The sequence below is a fragment of the uncultured Jannaschia sp. genome, from assembly GCF_947494055.1.
Classification (GTDB): Bacteria; Pseudomonadota; Alphaproteobacteria; order Rhodobacterales; family Rhodobacteraceae; genus Jannaschia.
The window spans coordinates 23,661-43,651 of the sequence record NZ_CANLTR010000029.1 but is presented as its reverse complement, the minus strand read 5'-3'; the positions used below and the strand labels follow the sequence as shown (position 1 = coordinate 43,651).

General features: G+C 65.5%; 16 protein-coding genes. 11 read left to right on the top strand and 5 right to left on the bottom strand.

What is annotated here, in order from left to right:
• Positions 1 to 883, bottom strand: an 883-nt coding sequence (locus Q1A87_RS17290; protein WP_299654093.1) for a CoA transferase, incomplete at its 3' end; no start/stop codon positions are given.
• A 406-nt stretch (positions 884 to 1,289) separates the two neighbouring features.
• Here Q1A87_RS17290 and Q1A87_RS17285 point away from each other — a divergent pair.
• The gene (locus tag Q1A87_RS17285) at positions 1,290 to 2,660 is read left to right on the top strand and encodes an IS5 family transposase (RefSeq protein ID WP_299654090.1); all 1,371 of its coding nucleotides are present in this window, start codon (positions 1,290 to 1,292) and stop codon (positions 2,658 to 2,660) included.
• 153 nt (positions 2,661 to 2,813) lie between these two features.
• Here the strand turns inward: Q1A87_RS17285 and Q1A87_RS17280 are convergent, their stop codons facing one another.
• The gene (locus tag Q1A87_RS17280) at positions 2,814 to 3,638 is read right to left on the bottom strand and encodes a universal stress protein (protein ID WP_299654087.1); all 825 of its coding nucleotides are present in this window, start codon (positions 3,636 to 3,638) and stop codon (positions 2,814 to 2,816) included.
• Between the two features lie 120 nt (positions 3,639 to 3,758).
• Here Q1A87_RS17280 and Q1A87_RS17275 point away from each other — a divergent pair, with 120 nt between their 5' ends.
• The 3 genes from Q1A87_RS17275 (at position 3,759) to Q1A87_RS17265 (ending at position 6,373) form a co-directional block, all read left to right on the top strand.
• Complete coding sequence (locus Q1A87_RS17275) at positions 3,759 to 3,980, top strand: acetyl-CoA carboxylase biotin carboxyl carrier protein subunit (RefSeq protein ID WP_299654084.1); 222 nt, start codon at positions 3,759 to 3,761, stop codon at positions 3,978 to 3,980.
• 5 nt (positions 3,981 to 3,985) lie between these two features.
• The gene (locus Q1A87_RS17270; RefSeq protein ID WP_299654081.1) at positions 3,986 to 5,353 is read left to right on the top strand and encodes a biotin carboxylase N-terminal domain-containing protein; all 1,368 of its coding nucleotides are present in this window, start codon (positions 3,986 to 3,988) and stop codon (positions 5,351 to 5,353) included.
• A 144-nt stretch (positions 5,354 to 5,497) separates the two neighbouring features.
• Positions 5,498 to 6,373, top strand: coding sequence for a TrmB family transcriptional regulator (locus Q1A87_RS17265; RefSeq protein ID WP_299654078.1), 876 nt, complete (start codon positions 5,498 to 5,500; stop codon positions 6,371 to 6,373).
• A gap of 40 nt (positions 6,374 to 6,413) precedes the next feature.
• Here Q1A87_RS17265 and Q1A87_RS17260 read toward each other — a convergent pair whose 3' ends face one another.
• The 3 genes from Q1A87_RS17260 to Q1A87_RS17250 are packed head-to-tail and all read right to left on the bottom strand — an operon-like array spanning position 6,414 to position 11,246.
• On the bottom strand, positions 6,414 to 8,627 hold the full coding sequence (locus Q1A87_RS17260; RefSeq protein ID WP_299654075.1) for an acetate--CoA ligase family protein: 2,214 nt from the start codon (positions 8,625 to 8,627) through the stop codon (positions 6,414 to 6,416).
• Entirely contained in the window at positions 8,627 to 10,162 is a 1,536-nt protein-coding gene (locus tag Q1A87_RS17255) for a carboxyl transferase domain-containing protein (protein WP_299654072.1), read from the bottom strand. The genes Q1A87_RS17260 and Q1A87_RS17255 overlap by 1 nt, the downstream gene beginning before the upstream one ends.
• Positions 10,163 to 10,178: 16 nt before the next feature.
• On the bottom strand, positions 10,179 to 11,246 hold the full coding sequence (locus Q1A87_RS17250) for an enolase C-terminal domain-like protein (RefSeq protein WP_299654099.1): 1,068 nt from the start codon (positions 11,244 to 11,246) through the stop codon (positions 10,179 to 10,181).
• 174 nt (positions 11,247 to 11,420) lie between these two features.
• On the opposite strand from Q1A87_RS17250, the gene Q1A87_RS17245 reads away from it, so the two are divergent.
• The 7 genes from Q1A87_RS17245 to Q1A87_RS17215 all read left to right on the top strand — a co-directional run bounded on the left by Q1A87_RS17245 (position 11,421) and on the right by Q1A87_RS17215 (position 19,958).
• Positions 11,421 to 12,377, top strand: a complete 957-nt coding sequence (locus tag Q1A87_RS17245) for a tripartite tricarboxylate transporter substrate binding protein (protein WP_299654069.1) — start codon at positions 11,421 to 11,423, stop codon at positions 12,375 to 12,377.
• Positions 12,378 to 12,457: 80 nt separating this feature from the next.
• A complete protein-coding gene (locus Q1A87_RS17240) occupies positions 12,458 to 12,889 on the top strand; it encodes a tripartite tricarboxylate transporter TctB family protein (RefSeq protein WP_299654066.1) in 432 nt (143 codons plus the stop codon).
• 10 nt (positions 12,890 to 12,899) lie between these two features.
• Positions 12,900 to 14,366, top strand: a complete 1,467-nt coding sequence (locus Q1A87_RS17235; protein WP_299654063.1) for a tripartite tricarboxylate transporter permease — start codon at positions 12,900 to 12,902, stop codon at positions 14,364 to 14,366.
• The gene (locus Q1A87_RS17230) at positions 14,367 to 15,425 is read left to right on the top strand and encodes an AbrB family transcriptional regulator (protein ID WP_299654060.1); all 1,059 of its coding nucleotides are present in this window, start codon (positions 14,367 to 14,369) and stop codon (positions 15,423 to 15,425) included.
• A gap of 70 nt (positions 15,426 to 15,495) precedes the next feature.
• The gene (locus Q1A87_RS17225) at positions 15,496 to 16,452 is read left to right on the top strand and encodes a putative sulfate exporter family transporter (protein ID WP_299654057.1); all 957 of its coding nucleotides are present in this window, start codon (positions 15,496 to 15,498) and stop codon (positions 16,450 to 16,452) included.
• 12 nt (positions 16,453 to 16,464) lie between these two features.
• Positions 16,465 to 19,146: an aconitate hydratase AcnA gene (gene acnA, locus Q1A87_RS17220; RefSeq protein ID WP_299654054.1), complete on the top strand. Its 2,682-nt coding sequence runs from the start codon at positions 16,465 to 16,467 to the stop codon at positions 19,144 to 19,146.
• The gene (locus Q1A87_RS17215; RefSeq protein WP_299654050.1) at positions 19,143 to 19,958 is read left to right on the top strand and encodes an alpha/beta hydrolase; all 816 of its coding nucleotides are present in this window, start codon (positions 19,143 to 19,145) and stop codon (positions 19,956 to 19,958) included. Before acnA ends, Q1A87_RS17215 begins: the two co-directional genes overlap by 4 nt.
• The last annotated feature ends 33 nt before the right edge of the window (positions 19,959 to 19,991 follow it).

Below are 19,991 nucleotides of genomic sequence, written 5' to 3'. Positions count from 1 at the left end.
CCTGCGTCAGCGCGAGGCGTGCCGCCTTGTTCACTTCCCGCGCCTCGACACTGGCGAACCGGTCGTCCTCCAGCCAGTCCGGCCGTCCGACCGCCTTCGACAGGCCCTGCCAAGTCGCGTCCGTATGCGCGCTGACGGCCATGAAGCCGTCCGCCGTCTCGTAGATCAGCTCCACGTAATCCTGCCCCGCGCCGTCCTCGTCCCACGTCTCCTCCTCCGCCTCGTCGCCGATGAAGGTCTGACCGGTGAAGTCCGAGGCAAAGAGAAAGGCGACGACGGTGTCGAGCATGGACAGGCGCACGTGATCGCCGCGACCGGTGCGGGCGCGGGCAAGGAGGGCGGCTGTGATCGCCTGGCTCGCCTGGATTGCGGTGACCTTGTCGGGCACGATGGTGCGGACGAGATTGGGGCGGCCCCGCCCCTGCCCTTGCACCGCCGCGAGGCCGGACAGCGCCTGGATCAGCGGATCGTAGACCGGCCGGTCGGCCCAGTCCCCCTCGAAGCCGAAGCCGGCGATCGAGACGTAGACAATGTCCGGCCGCAGCGCCCGCACCGCCTGTTCCGACAGGCCAAGCCGTTCGGCGACGCCCGGTCGCCAGTTCTGCACGAAGACGTCGGCCGTCCCGAGGATCGCGTGAAGCGCCTCTAGGCCCTCCGCGCGTTTCAGATCGAGCGCGATGGAACGCTTGGAGCGGTTGTTCTGCAGGAAGGACGCCGACCAGCCAGCGCGGCGGCCCGCGACCTGACGCGAATGGTCGCCGCCCTTCGGGTTCTCGACCTTGATCACGTCGGCGCCCTGATCGCCGAGGATCATCGTCGCCAGCGGCCCCGCAATCATCGAGGTCGCATCGACGATACGGATACCCTGCAGCGGTCCGGCCATACGGTTTCGGCTCCCTCTTCCCGGTCCGCCCTAACCTTGGCTTCAAAAGCGGTATGTCAATTACGCCGCCCTCGGCGGGCTTGTCCGATTAAGGCGGTGCATTCGCGCATCTCTCGGTGATCATCGTTGCAGATGAGGCCTACGCGGCGCAGTCGTCCTCTCGCCGCGAAGATACCCCTTGAGAAGGGTGCTCGGGATGCTGTCTTCGCAGGATCCGCTGATTGACGTCGTGCAATCCGTAGATCGGGTCATGCGTCGGACCGAGGGCAATGCCGGTTATTTCATACTTAGTCCGCTCTGAACAACGTCTAGCGTTCTGATTTCACGCCACGAACCGACGTTCGCTGTGCTGGTTTCGCAGGGTTTGGTATTCTTGAGCCCGGAGCCCTGCGATTTCGGAGGCCCGATGAAGCCCAAACCTCGCGCGCCTGACCAAGACGACCTGCTTCGCCCCCGGCTTACCGATCTGATCGACATGCGCCACGAGCTGGTGCGGCTTGAGGCGCTGATCGACTGGGAGTTTTTCGAGGCTGAGTGGGCAGGGTTCTTCCCGTCGCACACGGGTCGACCCGCGACGTCGCCCCGGCTAGTCGCGGGGCTGCTCTACCTCCAGCACGCCCACGCGCTCTCCGACGAGGCCGTCGTCGCGCGATGGTCGGAGAACCCCTACTGGCAGCACTTCTGTGGCGAGGTGTTCTTTCAGCATCGCCCACCGATCGATCCGTCATCGCCGACCCGCTGGCGGGGCCGCATCGGAAAGGAGGGTGTCGAGTGGCTGCTGACGCAGACCATCGAGGCCGGTCGGCGTGCCGGCGTGATCGACACGCGCAGCACGCGCGACGTGATCGTCGATACCACCGTGATGGAGAAGGCGATCGCGCATCCGACCGACACCCGGCTCCACAAGCGCGCTCGCTTGCGCCTCGTGGGCCTGGCGCGCGAGGCGGGGATCGAGCTGCGCCAGAGCTATGCCCGCCTTGGCCCCCGCCTGGCCCGGCAGGTTGGCCGCTACGCCCATGCCCGGCAGTTCGAGCGGATGAGGAAGGGGCTGCGCACCCTCAAGGGCTACACCGGCCGCGTGATGCGCGACGTCGCCCGCAGGCTGCACACCGTCACCGACGACGCCCTGCGTGCCCGGATCGAAGGACAGCTCGCCCTCGTCGCCCGCTTGCTGCGCCAGAAGCCCCGCGACACGCGCAAGCTCTACGCGCTGCACGAGCCGGACGTGGATTGCATCTCGAAGGGCAAGGCGCACAAGCGCTACGAGTTCGGCTGCAAGGTCTCGGTCGCCACGACCCATCGCGAGGGCTTCGTCGTCGGCACGCGTTCGATGCCCGGCAATCCTTACGACGGCCACACGCTGCACGAGGCCGTCGAACAGGTCGAGATCCTCGCCGACGCCCGCCCCCGGCGCGTCTTCGTCGACCGCGGCTACCGCGGTCACGGCATCGAGCCCGCCACCGGCACCACCGTCTACATCTCCGGCCAGCGCCGCGGCATGACCCGCGCGCTCCGACGGGCCCTGCGCCGACGGTCGGCCATCGAGCCAACCATCGGCCACATGAAGACGGACGGCCGCCTGTCGCGCTCGCCCCTCGAGGGTACCATCGGCGATGCGCTCCACGCCGTGCTTTGCGGGGCAGGCCATAACATCCGCCTGATCCTCGCCCACCTCCAGGCTCTTCTGGCCGAAATCCTCGCCACGCTGCTCTGCCTCATGGGCGACGCAACCCCGATTCTCACCCCGCCAAACCGTCAGATCGCGCACCCAGCGTGATGTTCAGGACGGACTTCTTACGTGTCTAGGCCGGCGCAGCACAGCTTTAACAAGCGGCGCCTTTCGTAACTTCGTACACAGCCTCTCAAATAGGCGCCATCTAAGCGAGATCGCCATTTCTGCCATATTGGTGTTAAATCAGTTCGACGTCTCCTAATGAGACATGAGGATCGGCAGTTCGGCAGCGTTGAGGATATTCCGTGTGACACCTCCAAGGAGATCCTCGGCAAACTTGCTGTGTTCGTAGGCACCCATAATTAGAAGGCCCGCCCGTGTCTCGGCGCAGGCTGCGAGGATGGTCGCCGCGACACCGCCCGAGGCCTCGGGGCGAATGAGCCGTTCGGCGCTTATGCCGTGGCGAGCGAGTAGGTCCACCGGTCCGTCGCCCAACTCGTCGGCCGGGGGCTCGCCGATCGTGAGGACGGTGACCTGTTCCTTGGTGGCCAGGATGTGGAGTGCGTCGCCGAGGGCCCGCGCGGCCGACCGCTTGCCATCCCAGGCGACAAGGGCGCGCGTTCCGAGCTTCGCAGGGTCGAAGGCCGGAGGGACCACGACGACCGGCTTGCCGCTGCGGAGCGCCACGACGTCGGGCCGGACTGAGAACTGGTTGCGCCCGAGCGCCGAGGCGCGGTGACCGATCACGGTGATGTCGTATTTGCGCGCGCAGCTCGCCAAGCTGAAATCGCTGTCGCTTCTCAGGTCGATGAAATGCGCCCGGCCGTCGAGCCCCTCATCGCTGATCCTCGACTGAAAATCAGCTCGTATGCCGGCCACGATCTCGTCTTCGCGAGAGCTGATCGCATCTCTAACTTCTTTAGTGATGTAACGATGGAAGCGGTGTTCGAGCGGACTTGGTCCGTGCCAAACGACTCCTGTCAGATGTGCATCGTACTTCCGGGCCATGTGGCTTGCCAACATCAACCCACCCGAGCCAGCAGCGTCCCCGACATAGGCGGCTAGGATACTCTTCAGAGCCATGCGGCGTTCCTCCTTTCAGCAGCTGCGAAAATGCCGCCCTAGGGTAGTTGCACTTGCAACAACTATCAGGGATTGATATTATGGAGGTCAACCGGGAATTTGCCGATTCAGGAGCAAGCGATGCCCACCATCGACGTCAAGACAGACATCACGGGGAATGTTTGGAAGATCGAGGCCGAGATCGGCCAAGCTCTAAGCGAGGACGACCCGATCATGATCCTCGAATCTATGAAGATGGAGATTCCGGTCGCCAGCCCCGAAGACGGGACGCTGGTTGAGATCCTGGTGTCGCCGGAGGATGTCGTCACGGAAGGAACTGTCGTCGCCCGGATCGAGGTCTAATGAACATGCAGAGTTTGCTTGTCGCAAACCGGGGCGAGATTGCGCGCCGCATCATCCGCTCCGCGCGCGAGTTGGGGCTGCGGACTGTGGCCGTCTATTCGGAGGCAGATTCGGGGTCGGCCCATGTCGCCGACGCCGACACTGCCGTGCCGATCGGACCCGCGCCTGCCCGTGACAGCTATCTCGACGGCGCCCGGGTAATCGACGCAGCGCGGACGGCCGGCGCGAACGCGGTGCATCCGGGATATGGGTTCCTGTCAGAGAACGCCGAATTCGCCGAAGCGGTCGAGGCGGCGGGTCTGATCTGGATCGGCCCGCATCCGGACTCCTTGCGCGCCATGGGCGACAAGCAGCGTGCACGCGAAATCGCCGAACGGGCAGGCGTGCCCGTTGTTCCGGGAAGCCGCCGCTTCGCCATCGGTGATATCCAAGACCTCGACAGGGCCGCCGCCGTCATCGATTATCCGCTTCTAGTGAAGGCCTCCGCCGGGGGCGGCGGGATCGGCATGCGTCGAGTCGACGGGCCAGAGAGTCTAGAGAAGACCGTCACCGCCACGCAGTCCATGGCGCAGAAAGCGTTCGGCGACGGGACAGTGTTTCTCGAGCGGTTCGTGCCCAAGGCCCGCCATGTCGAGATCCAGGTCTTCGGTTTCGGGGACGGCACGGCGATCCATCTCTTCGAGCGCGACTGCTCGGTGCAGCGGCGATTCCAGAAGGTGATCGAGGAGAGCCCTGCCCCCGGCCTGCCCCCAGAGACGCGCGACGCGATGGCTGAGGCGGCGCTCGCGCTCTGCAAGGAAACCGAGTACCGCGGCGCCGGCACGATCGAATTTATCGTCGACGCCGACAGCTTCGAGTTTTTCTTTCTCGAGATGAACACACGCATCCAGGTTGAGCATCCGGTGACCGAGATGATCGTTGATCGCGATCTCGTCGCGATGCAGATTGATCTGGCCCGCGGGGCTCTGACCGGCATCGACCAAGCCGAGATCGAGATGCATGGCCACGCTATTGAATGCCGCCTATATGCCGAGAACCCGACGAAGATGTTCATGCCGAGCCCTGGCCCGCTCGACGTGTTCGACTTGCCCGAGGCGGGCGAAGATCTCCGGATCGAAAGCGGTTACCGAGCAGGGGACGTGGTCACGACCTACTACGATCCGATGCTGGCGAAGCTGATCGTTCACGGCCCGGACCGGATGGCCGCTTGCGAGGCGGCGCTAGCGGCGCTCCGCGCCGTCCGGGTCGAGGGTATCCACACTAACCGGGACTTCCTGATCGCCTGTTTAGAGGATGCGGGGTTCCGCAGCGGCGCCGTCTATACCGGTTTCGTCGACGACAATGTCAAGAGGCTGACCGCCGCGAAGGGATGAGAGACGGGTTTCCGATCCGGTAGACCGACGGCGGCGGGCTCTCTGCCCTCGCGCACGGCGCTCTTGCCTCCCGCCGCGATCTGGGCGTTGTACGGTAATGGAATGCTATTCTTTCAGTAGATCTGATACGACGTGGAGGTCCATGTGAGCAGCAACTTGGCATTGCGCGTACAAGCTGCGCCCGACGATCTTATGGCGGATTTGCGGCGCTTGGGGTTCACCGATTACGAAGGGCGCATCTACATCGAGCTCGTCCGACAGGGAAAGCCCGGCACGGCGTACGAGCTGTCGAAGAATGCCGGCGTGCCGCGGCCCAACACCTACAACGCGCTGGAGGCGCTCGCGCAACGGGGCGCCGTGCTCGCCGTCAGCGAAAGCCCCGCCCGCTATGTCGCGACGCCGCCCGAGGAATTGCTGGGGTCCATCGCACGGGAGACTACGGCGCTCTGCAACGACGTAAGCGTTCGTCTATCGGAGATGGCGGCGCCGGTCGACGATCAGTTGGTCTGGTCGCTGACAGGCGACAGCTCGATCCATGAAAAAGTCAACCGACTGATCGTCAACGCCCGCGAGTCGCTGATGATCAAGGCGGCCGACGATATTCTCGCCCGTCATATCGACAGCCTGACTGAGGCCGGTGAGCGCGGCGTGGAGATGCTAATCGTGGTCTACGGGCCGGATGCGAAGCGGTTCACCTTCGGACCGCGCTGCCGAACCTACATCCACGAGGGCAACGGATTGAGAATGGGGAGTACGGACAACCTCTTCACCATCGCCGTCGATCACGGTTCGATGTTAACAGCCCACGTCACAGAACAGGTACGGGCGGTCCATACCTCCAATCGGCCGATCGTAAACCTAGCGGAATCCCTCATTCGCCATGATTACTACATGGCGGAAATCTGTACGCGCTTCGGCGGAGAGATCGAAGCGGCCTTCGGCCCGTACCTTCGCGACTTGCGCCTAGCGTGTTTCACCCCCGAACAGGCAGAGACCTTCCGGCAGAAAACCGGTCTTTGAGATCCAAGCAGGCGTCCGGCGCCGCCCGGATCTGTACGTCTCAGGTGCCCACGGGAGATCCGGCCCGCGCGCCCAGACGCCGCTCCAAGTGACCAACCGTGGCAAGCGCCTGGGCCATCGCCGGGATCTCGTCGAAAATCGGCAAGTCGATCGCGGCGGCGCGCGCGCGGTAGGCGCGGCGCGTCTCGTCCAGCTCGGGCGAGCCGTCGCTGCGCAAGGCGAGCGCCATGTGGGCCGTGCCGGGGAACTTCTCCATCGCCTCCTCGATCATCGAGAAGAGGTTTCCGATGGGATCGACCGTGCCCCGTCCCACGAAGGCGGCCAGGTTCAGATGCATGGCGACCGCGTCAGGCCGGCCGTGCTCGAGAACCGTGTCCAGGATTTCGCCCGCGACGAATCCGTCCTTCTCTTGCAGGGTGCGCACCGGCGTATCGATGGGGTTGAGCACGCTGGTTCCAGGCGGCAGGCCCATCCCCTCGAGCAGAGAGAGCGTCCGTCCCTCGAACGGGCGCAGGGACAGGCCGTAGTCGACGCAGGCATCGGTTCCCAATACGCTCGCGCCGCCTCCGTTGCCGAACAGCACCACTGAGTTCGTTGGCTTTGCAGGGCGAAGCGCATAATGCTGCAGCGCGAGGAGCGCATCAATGAAGCTGTCAACGGTTGTGACAAGCGCCACGGGAAGCTGCGCGGCCAGCGCTTCCCAAGCACGGTCGTCGCCGGCCAGCGCACCCGTGTGGGAGGCGGCGGCCATCCGGCCCTGCGCGGTGCGGCCGCCCTTCAGTACAACAACCGGCTTGGGCGCGGGATGGCGGCGCAGAAGTTCGAAGAAGGCCCGACCCTCGCGCACGTCTTCGATGTATAGCCCCACGGCGCGGGTCTGCGGATCATCGAAGTAGTATTCTACAAGCTCGTGGGGCTTCACGTCGGCACTGTTGCCCACGGTCACGAGGCCGCTCATCCGCAGGCCGCGCCACTGACCGCGCTTAATGATGTCGGTACTCAGCCCTCCCGATTGCGACACGATGCCGATGCGGCCAACCTCCTTCGGTGCGTCCGACGGGAAGGTGAGCCCGCCCCGCGGCGAATAGGTGCCGAGGCAGTTCGGCCCCAGTACACGGACCCCGCCCGCATTCGCCTTTTTGACCAGCTCACGCTCTAGATCCTTACCCTCCTCGATCTCGCCGAAGCCCGAGGAGATCACCTGCGCGATGCGGCAACGTCCGTTCGCCGCAGCCAGAGCGTCGGGGATGCGCTTGGCGCCGATTGCCACGTAGGCGTAGTCGACCGGTTCGGGCGTATCAGCGAGGGACGGATAAGCTGCGAGCCCTTCGATCTCCTTCGCTTTGGGGTGGATCGGGTAAATGGGACCTGCATAGCCAAAAGTCCGAAGCCGGCGGATGAACGTGTTGGCGATGGACACGTCTTTGGTGGAGGCACCGAGCACGGCGACCGTCCGCGGCTCGAAGAGGGGTCGGAACGTCTCGGCGGCCGACGCGCCATCGACCTCGGGGGCCGGAGCGAGGCGCCGATCCTGCGTCAGGATAAACCGTGCGTCGACTGCGACGGCGCCTTGCGCCGACACAATGACCGGGTTGAGGTCAGCCTCGGCGATCCGATCCGAATACCGCATGAGCAGCCCATCTGCGCCGCCAAGCGCGAGCATCACCTCGACGAGCGCGTTCTCGTCGACGGCCGCTTCGCCGCGGGCTCCGCGCAGGAGCGCCCCTCCCTTTAGATCGGCGAGCATGGCCAAGGCGTCGTTCCGGTCGATTGGACAGATACGAAAGGCGACGTCTTTTAGAAGTTCGACGAAGATTCCGCCGATTCCGACCATGATAATCTGTCCGAATTCGGGATCGTTCAGACCGCCGACCACGACCTCCCGCCCAGCGGGCGCCATCTCTTCGACTAGCCACCCGTCGACCTCGGCGGCCCGAATGGCGGGTTTCGCCTCCATCTCGTGGATCGCGGCGGCCACGGCGTCGGCGTCGGCAAGGCCGAGCGTAACGCCGCCCGCGTCGGATTTGTGCAAGATCTCGCGAGAAACGACCTTGACCACGAAGGGTCCTCGCATCTGCGCTGCGGTCCGGGCGCCCGCCTCAGCGCCGTCGACTACCTCAGAGCGGGGCGTACGGATTCCGAACTGGGACAAAAGCGCCTTTCCGGAGGCTTCGTCCAGGGCAGCATGACCGTTTTCGAGGGCGTGATCGACAATGTCGTCGACGGGGCGTGCGTTCGTCACGGGCGTCTCCATCAATAGCTCGTCGGCCAGCTGCGCATCAGGTGGTCTCCAATGCCGCCGGAGCGTCGGCGTTGGTGGATGTCGAGGATCCGAATAAGGGAACTCCTGGTCTCCTGCGGCTTGATCACGTCGTGGGCGGAGAAGATCGTCGCCATGTCCCAGATCTCAAGGTCTTTCTGAATCTCGATCAGCGCATCTTCGAAGCCCTCGTCGCCGGGGGTGCGGTTGTGGACGATGCTGGTGGCGAAAACCGGATCCATGAACGAGACTTCCGCCATCGGCCAGGCGATCATGGAATCGTTGTGAGCCCCGCCGCCCATGGCCACGTAGGCGCGGCCATAGGCCTTGCGGCAGATCACGGTGACCTGCGGCACGGTCGTCAGGCAGGTCGCGTTCATGAAGTTCATGATATGACCCGGCGCGCCGCGCCGCTCGGCGTCGGTGCCCACGACGAATCCAGGCGTGTCCATGAGGCGTACAATCGGGATGTTGAAGCTGTCGCAGAGGACGGTGAAGTCGATGATCTTGCGGCAGGCTTCGGCGGACAGGGCGCCGCCGCCCACTTGGGGATTATTCGCGACGACCCCCACGACCTTGCCCTCGAGCCGGGCAAGGGCCACAACCGCCGACTTTCCGAACCGGGGCTTGAACTCGAAGACGCTGCCGACGTCAAAGATCACATCGATGATCTTCTTCATATTGTAGACGCGGTTTCGGGTCTCGGGAAGGATGTCGAGGATTCGCTCTTGGTCGTCGCCCGAGCCCTCTGCCACCGGCGCCGTTGGGGGAAGCTCGCCGTTGTGGCCCGGCATGTAGGAGAGGAACCGGCGCAGCGCCGCCATTGCCTCCTCGTCAGTGTCAACGAACTGATCGATGAGACCGGTCTGCTCGGCGTGGATGCGCCAGCCGCCCAGCTCCTCGAGCTCGACCTTCTCGCCGATAGCCATAGAGACAAGGCGCGGGCTCGACACCGACATGATCGAGCCCTTCTTCATGACCGCGAAGTCGGCACAGCAGCAGAGCCAGGCCGAGGAGCCGAAGGACGTATCGAGCGCGGCTGCCGCCCAAGGCGACTCCCGCATCCTGCGGAACTGGGTGGTGTCGTTGCCCAGCATCTGGCCCATGCCGCGCGATCCCATCGCGTCGGGTAGCCGCGCCCCGGTCGATTCCCCCACATGCACGAAGGGCATGCCCTTCTCGGTGCAAGTCTTGCGGATGTAACCGATCTTCTTGGAGTTGGTGGCTCCAGTGGAGGCGCCCATCGTGGTGAAGTCGTTCACCACCACGCCCACGTCGCGGCCGTCGATCGTCCCGAAGCCGGTGATCTTGCCGTCGCGCGGGGACTTCCCGGCCGCCTGCGCCGAGAAGCTCGAGCGGCCGAGGAAGCCCGTCTCGTAGAAGCTGCCCTCGTCGATCAGTGCGTCGAGGCGCTCCTCAGCGTTCAGGGTACCGCGCTCACGCCGTCGGGCGAGCTTTTCCTCGCCGCCCATCGCACACGCCGCCGCGCGGCGACGATCAAGCTCGTCGAGAATGTCTTCATGGGCCATCAATGGAAACTCCTGGTCAGCTGTGGGTTGCGCGCGCGGCGGTGTGGCGCTCGACCGCCGCGGCGTCGAGACGGGGACGCCAGCCGGCATCGAGGCGGACGGCCCCGTCGATAAATTTTAGCGGATCGGCAAAGAGGCGGTCGCGCGGTTTAAGGAAGCCGTTGAACTCGCCGGCGTTGCGGATTGTGGACCGGGCGACGCTCGCCTCGAGCCAGGAATGGACCTCACTGCCGAGGCCGTCGCCCAGCACGGGCTCCATCCCGTGGGCGCGCACCGCCTCGAGGCCCTCGCGGAGCTTCTCGAGACTCACGAAGCGCTTTAGCTTCAGCTTGCAGAACCCGACGTTCGGAATCGTCCCCGCCCGCTCGATGTCAGCCAAAGTCGAGATTGGCTCATCGAGCATGAGCGGGACCGGCGATTCCGCCGCCACGGCCCTGTTGGCCTCCCAGTCCTCGGCGTCGCAGGGCTGCTCGAAGAGCTCGATGCCCTCGGGGTCGAGACCCGCGACGAAGCGCAGCGCCGCCTCGCGGGAGAACGCGCGGTTGGCGTCGAGCCTGAGCGTCGCGCGGCCCGCCGCAGCGGACTGCACCGCCGCGAGGCGCGCCAGATCGGTCTCCACGTCCTTGCCGACCTTCACCTTGAAGGTGCGGAACCCCGCCGCGATCCCGGCCGCGATCTCCTGGCGGATCGCATCTGGCTCGGTGGCGTTGACCGGCGCGAGGAGCGGCAAGACTGCGTCGGCGTCCCCGTCGAGGAGCGGGTGGTCCTCCAGCACCTCAATGGCGGTAACGATGGCCGTCGCCGCGACCTTCGAGCGATCTGCCACCTCGAGTAGCGCTGCCTTCGCCTCAGCCGCATCACGGCCCACGGCGGCGGGTGCTTGCTCGGCCAGAAAGGCCCAGCCACCCTCCCGCGTCTCGGCGCTGGAGCCGGGCGAGATGTGGGCGTCGGCAAAGCCGGTGCGACCCTCCGTGTCTACGACCTCGACGAGATAGGGTTCAAACGTCTCGAAGGTTCGGTAGGACAGTCGATAGGGCCGCATGAGCGGAAGGTCGAGCCGGCGCACCGTCACACTGGCGATCATTGTCACGTCGCATCCTCACTTCAAAACAGCCCCGAACCAGTCTGCGGCTTTGTCAGAAATAGTAGTTGCTTTCACTACTACGTCTTTGTACCTTTGCCAAGTCCACTTCGGCTCTGCAAGCCCGGATTGGTGGCGGGCCGGGGGAGGCGACAACAACACAGGGGAGGAACATTTATGGCTTTCTTGAGAACGGCCGCGTTCGCCGCTGCCGCGGCGGCCTGCGCAGCGCCTACCTCGGCGCAAGACGGGTCGGGCTGGCCCAATGGCGACGTCACCTACATTCTGCACGTCGAGCCCGGAGGTGCGACCGACGTCTTGGCCCGCCAGCTATCGAGCGGCATGCAGCAGGAGCTCGGGGTGAACGTGGTCGTCGAGAACCGGCCCGGCGGCAGCGGGGCACGGCAGATGGCGCAGCTCCTGCGGGCGCGGCCCGACGGCCAGACGATCGGCTCGGTGACGGCCTCCCATCTGGGGATGTTCGAGCAGACCGGTCAGTTTGACATCGACTCGGTCGAATGGGCCTGCAACGTGATCCTCGATCCCTACCTCCTCGCGGTGCGCGACGACAGCGACATCGAGAGCCTCGAGGATCTCGTGGCTAAGGCCCAAGAGAACCCAGGCAACCTCTCGATCGCGGGTTTTGGCCAGAATTCCGGCGGCCAGGTCGCTTGGATGATCTTCCGCGAGGCCGCGGGCCTCGAGGACGGCACCGTCAACTGGATCCCCTATGACAGCGTGGGCGACGCGGTCGTAGCCACCCTCGGCAACCATAGCGAGGTGGTCATCGCCTATCCGGGCCTCGTGCGGCAGCACGTCGAGGCAGGGACTCTGCGGGTGCTCGGAGTCATGGCCGACGAGCGGCTCGACATGCTGCCCAACGCACCGACCTACGCTGAGGCCGGATACGACGTGAACACCAACTGGCAGCAGTTCCGGGGGATCATCATGCCGTCCGAGACGCCAATCGAGATCCAGGATGCCGTCTGCGACGCCGTCGAGACGATCATGCAGACGCCTGCGATGGAGCAGTACATTGCCGACGCCGAACTTGTCCCTGGCTTCATGCCGCCCGAAGAGTTCCGGTCCTTTGTCGACGCACAGAACGAGCTGTCGACCAGCTGGACGCAGTAATGGCTACCCGTCCGGTCACGAGCAGCGAAGAGAGGTGCGTCGATCCGGCGCGCCGACCCGCCCCGGAATCACTGCTGAACGTGTCCTCCATCCTATACGACCTCGTCGTCTACGCCGCCCTCGGCGGCGTGGGCCTCGTCTTCTTCGTCGGAGCCTTCGGCCTGTCCCAAGACGACGACGCCATCGACTCTGGCACCGTGCCGATGATCGCCGGCGGGCTTCTCGTCCTTCTCTGCGCCATCGGGGCGGTGCAGGCCGTCCGGACGGGCGGCACCGCGCCTGAGGTCGAGGTCGAGCGGCCCTTCCCGGTGCTGATCGCCATGGTAATGGTGGTGCTGTTCCCGATCGCAATGGACGCGTTGGGATACTACGCGACCGCGGCGATCTGGGTGCCGGCCTTTGCCTGGATCGCGGGCTCCCGCTCGTGGGTCGCCGTCCTGCTCGTCCCGGTCGGGGTGCTCGCCCTGGCCCGGTTCGTGTTCGAGATGATTCTCGGCACGCCGCTTCCCTAAGGTTGACACGATGATCGCGCATCTCGCCGAGAGCCTCGGCTACGTCTTTACCCTAAACGTGCTGCTCGGCATCGCGGCGGGCATCGCCGTGGGTTACGTCGTGGGCGCCATGCCTGGCCTGACCTCCTCGATTGGCATGGCCCTTCTCATCCCGTTTACCTTCAGCATGGATCCGATCGCCGCCATCGCCATGCTGGTGACGATCTACATGGCGGCCGACTTCGCGGGCGCCATTCCGGCGATCCTCGTCAACGCCCCAGGACAGCCGGCCGCCGCGGTCACGGCCTTCGACGGTTTTGTCATGACCCAGCGTGGCGAGGCGGGGAAGGCGCTCAGCATCTCGCTCGTCTGCTCGCTCATCGGCGCCTTCATTAGCACAATACTCCTGATGGTCTCCGCCCAGGCCATGGCCTCGGCCGCGCTCGTGTTCGGGCCGGCGGAGTACTTCGCCTTGGCCGCCGTAGGCCTCAGCCTAATTGCGGTCCTCAGCACGGGGTCGGCTTTGAAGTCGCTCGTCGGGCTTGTGTTCGGCCTGACGGTCGTCACGATCGGCATCGACCCCATCAGCGGCGCGTCGCGGTACCTGTTCCACTGGTCCCTGATCGACGGCATCCCTTTCCTCCCCGCGCTGATCGGCCTCTTCGCGGTCTCCGAGGTCTTCCTGATGATCGAGCAGGGCCGGAAGGCGATGCCCGAGGCGATCTCCACTAGGCGGGAGGCATCGTTCCGGAACGTCTGGCCGTTCCGCAGAACAATCCTCCGGTCGTCCTTCATCGGCTATGCCGTTGGAGTCATTCCGGGCGCGGGGGCAACGATCGCCTCCCTAATCAGTTACGGCGTAGCGAAGAAGCTCTCCCCTACGGGGGACAGCTTCGGCCGCGGCAATCCCGAAGGCATTGCGGCCTCGGAAGCGGCGAACAACGCGGCCGTCTCGGGGGCGCTCGCGCCGCTCCTCGCCCTCGGCGTGCCGGGTTCAGCCAGCGCGGCGGTGCTGATCGGCGGCCTTACGATCCACGGCTTGCAGCCAGGGCCAATGCTCTTTGCCAACGATCCCACCGTGCCCTATTCTATCATCATCGCCCTGATGGTTGGCCTGCCGTTCATGGTGATCGTCGGGTTCATCGGCATTCCGCTCTGGGTCCGGATGATACGGGTGCCGCGGCCGGTGGTCGCGACCGTGGTCATCAGCATCGCTATGCTAGGCGCCTACGCCTCGGCAAATAGTTCGTTCGAGATGATTGTGACGGCGGTCTTTGGCGTCATCGGCTACTTGTTGCGAAAGGCGGACATCCATCCCGCGCCGATCGTGCTCGCCCTCGTGCTGGGTTACATGCTGGAGGCGAACCTGCGCCGTGCCCTGATCGCCGGGAACGATAGCTTTTTCGCCATCCTGTCGAAGCCGATCGCCGCCGGACTGTTGTTCCTAACCCTCCTAGTCCTGATCTCACCGCTTCTCGCCCGGAGGCGAAAGGCATGAATGAAGGAGATCTGCATGAGGGCGGCCGGACTTCTTGCATCGGCAGCGATGTCCACCTTTGGAGGTTGGGTAGCGTTCCAGTTCGGCTTGCCACTGGCTTGGCTGATTGGATCGGCCTTGGTCTGTGCCGGGTTGAGCCTATCACTCGGTGCCCCGACGGTTCCCCGTCGCCTCTATCGTGGCGGGCAAGTGGTGGTGGGCGTTTCGGTCGGACTGACCGTGGACGCGTCGGTGTTCGACCGAATCGGACTGCATCTCTATTTGGTGCCACTAATCGCGGGGATCTCAATTCTGCTGGGAAGGGCGATGGTTCCGCTTCTCGTCCGGGCAGGGAATATCGATCGTTCCACGGCGTTCTTCGCCCTCGTGCCCGCAGGGATCTCCGAAATGGCGGACCTTGCCCAGACGAAGGGAGCCGATACCGGCGTGGTGACCACGCTGCACGCGGCGCGGGTGTTCCTCGTCGTCTGCATCCTACCCGTGGTCATCTATCATTTGGGCGATCCGCTACTCCTCGCGGCCGGTCGCCCGCAGGGAGTCTGGGACCTGCCGCTGCTGCTGGCGCTGGCGGCGGGAACAGCCTCGGCCGTCGCAGGGAACTGGCTCGGCCTGCCGAGCGCCTTCATCGTCGGGTCGATGGTTGGCGTGGCCGCCCTCTCGGCAGTGGGAGCCCTCTCGGCAAGCGAGCCCACCCCGCTGCTGGCCGCGGCCCAGGTGATCTTGGGCCTGAGCCTCGGCGCGCGGTTTCGTCGGGCTACGGTTCGGCGGCTGCCACGCGCGCTGACGGCTGGCATGGCGGTGTTAGTCCTGAACGGGCTGGTGATGGCCATGGTTGGGCTATCGCTCGCCGCCATGTTCGGGCTCGACCCCTCGACGATGCTCTTATCCTCGGCCACCGGTGGAACGGCGGAAATGGTTCTGACCGCGCAGGCCGTTGCGGTCGATGCAGCGCTCGTCGCCCTATACCAGGTCATGCGAGGCCTTGGAGGCAATCTGATGGCCGGCAGAATCCACGCTTGGACGGTAACCGGACCGGATTGCAGCCGCCGCAATCCGTGACTGGTCGGGCGCGATGAGGACGGCGACGAGAGATTTACTGCCGTCCCGTATTGTCACCGGTGGATCCGAGGTGAGAGGCCTCACCCCTGGCGTCGTCCTCGCCTTCGTGGTGGCAGCGGCAGCAACATTCCTCAGCGAGCATTACGGCGCGCCGGTCATGCTTTTCGCCTTGCTGATCGGCATGGCGTTGCATTTCCTCGCTACCGATCCGCGCGCCGCCGCGGGAATTGACTTCACAGCCAAGAGGCTTCTGCGGGTCGGCATCGCTCTACTGGGAGCGCGGATCACCTTCGGACAGGTGGCGGAGCTAGGCGCTACTCCGATTGCCCTTGTCCTGGTCTGCCTCACCGCCACAATCGCTTTTGGGCTCCTTCTTGCCCGGGTGATGGGCCGGAGCTGGTCGTTCGGCATGCTCACGGCGGGTTCGGTGGCGATCTGCGGGGCGTCGGCGGCGCTGGCGATCTCGGCGGTTCTGCCGCACTCAGAGACCCGCGAGCGCGATACCCTTTTCACCGTCGTCGCCGTAACCGGCCTGTCTACTATCGCTATGGTGCTCTACCCGATCCTGTTCGCAGCGATCGGCTTCGATGAGATCACCATCGGCATACTTCTCGGCGCCACCATCCACGACGTGGCCCAGGTGGTCGGGGCCGGCTATGCCGTCTCCGCCGAAGCAGGCGACGCGGCGACACTAGTCAAACTCCTGCGGGTCGCGCTGATGCCGGTAGTGGTGCTGGTACTGGTGTTGTTGGTAAGCCGCCGATCGGGCGCCCGCGCGCCGATGCCGGTCTTCGCCCTCGTGTTCGTTCTGATTCTGGCGGCGAACAGCCTCGACCTCATCCCGGGGCTCCTGCAGGCGGTTATGGTGGATGTTTCGCGCTGGCTCCTGGTCGCGGCGATCGCGGCCTTAGGGATCAAGACGTCGCTGCAGGCAATGTTCGAAGGCGGTCCAGGCCATACGCTAATAGTACTCACGCAGACTGTGTTCCTCGCCGCGCTCGCAACTGCCCTACTCGTTCTGTTCTGAGAAGGTAACGACATGCAGCTTCGAAAGACACGCGATCAGAAGCAGCCACATCCGCGGCACGTCTCCGACGTGCCCTGCGCCAATCCCGGACTGTTGCGCCCCGCCGGGGCCGGTCTGCCCGATTGCCTGAACCTCGAAGCCGTAGGCATTGATGGGCTGGACCGGCAGCCGCGCGCAGTCCGGGTCCTGGCCGAGGACATCCTCTACCGCCTGCCATCCGACGAAGCGCGATCCCAGGTCGAGGCGCTGGTAGAGCGAGATACGACCCGGCCGATCACTTTCGCGCCGCAGCGCGCGCTCCTCCAGGATTTTATGGGAATTCCGCTGATGGCCGACATGGTCTCCATGCGCGACGTACTCGCCGCGGCCGACGACGATCCCTCACGGCTGAATACACGGATCCCGATAGATTTCGTCGTTGACCATTCGCTGACCGTCTTTTTCTCAGGAAACCCTAACGCGTTAGAGCGGAACCGCAGAATGGAGATGGAGCGCAACCACGAGCGGTTTCAGTTCATCAAGTGGTGCGGGAAGGCCTTTGCAGGTGTACGGATAATTCCGCCCGGCCGCGGAATTATGCACCAGGTCAATCTCGAATGGCTAAGCCACGTCGTAGCGCTGCACGGACCCCAAGCGGACGTGGCGCGCCCCGACACCATGATCGGCACTGACAGCCACACCCCGATGGTCAACGCCCTGGGCGTACTGGGATGGGGCGTGGGCGGCATCGAGGCAGAGACGGCAATCCTTGGAACGCCCCTGGTCTTCCAGCCGCCTCGGGTGGTGGGCGTCCGGCTGACCGGCGCGCTGCCACGCGGCGCCACTGCGACCGATCTCGTCCTGCACATGGCCGAATTCCTCCGCGGCGTCGGCGTGGTCGGCGCGTTCGTCGAGTTCCACGGCGAGGGGGTGGCAGGGATCGGCCTAGCCGACCGCGCCACGATTGCGAACATGTCGCCGGAATACGGCGCCACCTGCGCGTATTTCCCTGTGGACGGGGTGACGATCGACTATCTCCGGATGACGGGGCGGGACGACGACCACCTGCGCCTTATCGAGGCCGTGACGCGGGCGCAGGGGCTGTGGCAGGACCCAGCGGCACCGACGGCCGCCGCCTACGACGAGGACCACGTCTTCGACTTGGCGAAGGTCGAGCCATCGATGGCGGGACCGACCCGCCCAGACGAGCGGCGGCCGCTTCATGCGGTGCCGGCCTCCTTCGACGACAGGCTTGCGGAGCTGCGGGGACCCGAGACGCCGCCGGGTGCGGACGACGCCATCGGTCACGGCGCGGTCACGATCGCGGCGATTACGAGCTGCACCAATACGTCGAACCCCGAGATCATGATGGCCGCTGGGCTTCTTGCGCGGAACGCGGTGCGCGCTGGTCTGCGTCCGAAGCCTTGGGTGAAGACATCACTCGCCCCGGGCTCGCGCACGGTCACCGACTACCTCGCCGCCTCGGGGCTGGCCGAGCCCCTAGACACGCTGGGCTTCCACCTCGTGGGCTACGGCTGCGCCACCTGCAACGGCAGCTCCGGCCCGCTCGCCTCCGAGGTTGCACAGGCAATTGAGAAGGGCGAACTCTGCACGTTCGCCGTCCTATCCGGCAACCGCAACTTCGAGGGTCGTATCCATCCCCTCGTCGCCGGAGCCTATCTCGCCTCGCCGCCCCTGGTGGTCGCCATGGCCCTCGCCGGGACGGTCCGCCGCGATCTGACGACTGAGCCGCTCGGGTCGGACCTGGAGGGCCGCCCCGTCCGCCTGCGCGACATCTGGCCTGATCCAGAGGAGATCGCGGACCACGTGGACCGCTTCGTCAGCGCCGAGAACTTCCGGCGGTCCTACGGCGCGGGGATGGAGACAACGCCCGAATGGGAGGCGCTCGAGACGCCGGAGGGCACGCGCTTCCCGTGGGATCCGGAGAGCTCGTTCATCCGACCCTCGCCCTTCCCGGGGCTGGGACCGGCCTTCGACCTTGAGGCGCCGATCCGGGGCGCGCGGCTCCTTCTGGTCTTGGGCGACGCCATCACCACCGACCACATCGCGCCGAACGGGGCGATCCGCCCCGACGGCCCGGCGGGCCGCGCCCTAATCGCGACGGGGGCCGAACCCGCCCGACTAGGCAATTACGGGACCCGGCGCGGCAATGCCGAAATCTGCGTGCGCGGGATGTTCGACAACGCGCTTCTCCAGAACGAGCTCGTCCAAGGGAAGCGCGGCAATTTTGCACTTCCCGCAGACGGCGGGGAGCCGGTCAGCGTGTTCGAGGCGTCCAGGACCTACATGTCGCACGGCACGCCCTTGGTGATCATCGCGGGCCGCAACTACGGCGCGGGCTCGTCGCGCGACTGGGCGGCCAAGGGATTGCGGTTGCTGGGTGTAAGCGCGGTGATCGCGGAGACCTTCGAGCGCATTCACCGCTCCAACCTTGTGGGCATGGGCCTCCTGCCGATCGCCTTGGCCGATGGCGCGACGCGGTGCGACCTTGTGCTCGACGCTAGGGCCGAAATCGACATCGAACTTCCAGAGGGGTTGGCCATCAAGGCCCCCGTCGCGGTGTCGGTGCGCCGGGGCGACGGCAGCTCCGACCGATTCGCAGCGGTACTGGAATTGATGGCTCCGGACGAGTTGGAGATGATCAGAAGCGGCGGCGTCCTGCCAGCTTTTATCCGCAGGCTCGGCGCGCAATGAACAGCGCGGAGCGTTACGCTATCGAATGCCGGGAGGTCGCGGCCGGCGGCGGTTGGGTCACCTGGCATCTGGCGGGACGCGGCCCCCCGATTGTGCTCGTCCACGGTGGAACGGGATCGTGGTCGCATTGGCGCCGCGTCATCCCCGAGCTCTCCGACCAGTACCGACTGCTGATGCCCGACCTGCCGGGCTTTGGCGCCTCCGACCTGCCGCCGCACACCGCAGACGTACGGAGCCTCGTGGATACGCTGCGCGCCTCCCTCGACGTGCTCATGCCCGAGGCGTCGCGCTTGAACGTGGTCGGGTTCTCCTTCGGAGGGCTCGTTGCGGGCCTTCTGACAGAGGGTATAGGCGAGCGCTTGGGCCGACTCGTGCTCGTGGGGACGAGCGGGCTTGGCCTTCCGGGGTCAAGACGCCTTCCGCTTCGGCGTTGGCGATCATTACCGCCGGAGGACCAAGCGTCCGTTTATCGTCACAACCTCGCCACGCTCATGATCTCCGACACCTCGACCCTCGATGCTGAGACACTGGAAATTCACGCGGCGAACGCCGCCGCGGCGCGGTTCGACAGCCGCGCAATCTCCGCTCAGCCGTATCTCATCGACAGTCTGCACCGCACTCCCCGACCGCTTGGCCTGATATGGGGCGAGAAGGACGCGATCGCAGCGAACGATATGGCCGACCGCATCGCCCTGTTACGGCAAGTCGACCCGGATTGTCCGATTACCGTCATTCCGGGCGCCGGGCACTGGGTTGCGCACGAACGGCCAACGGCCTTCGCGGCCGCCCTGCGCTCAATGATCGCCGCCTAAATCCCGCCAGCACTCAGCAGAGAGAAAACGACA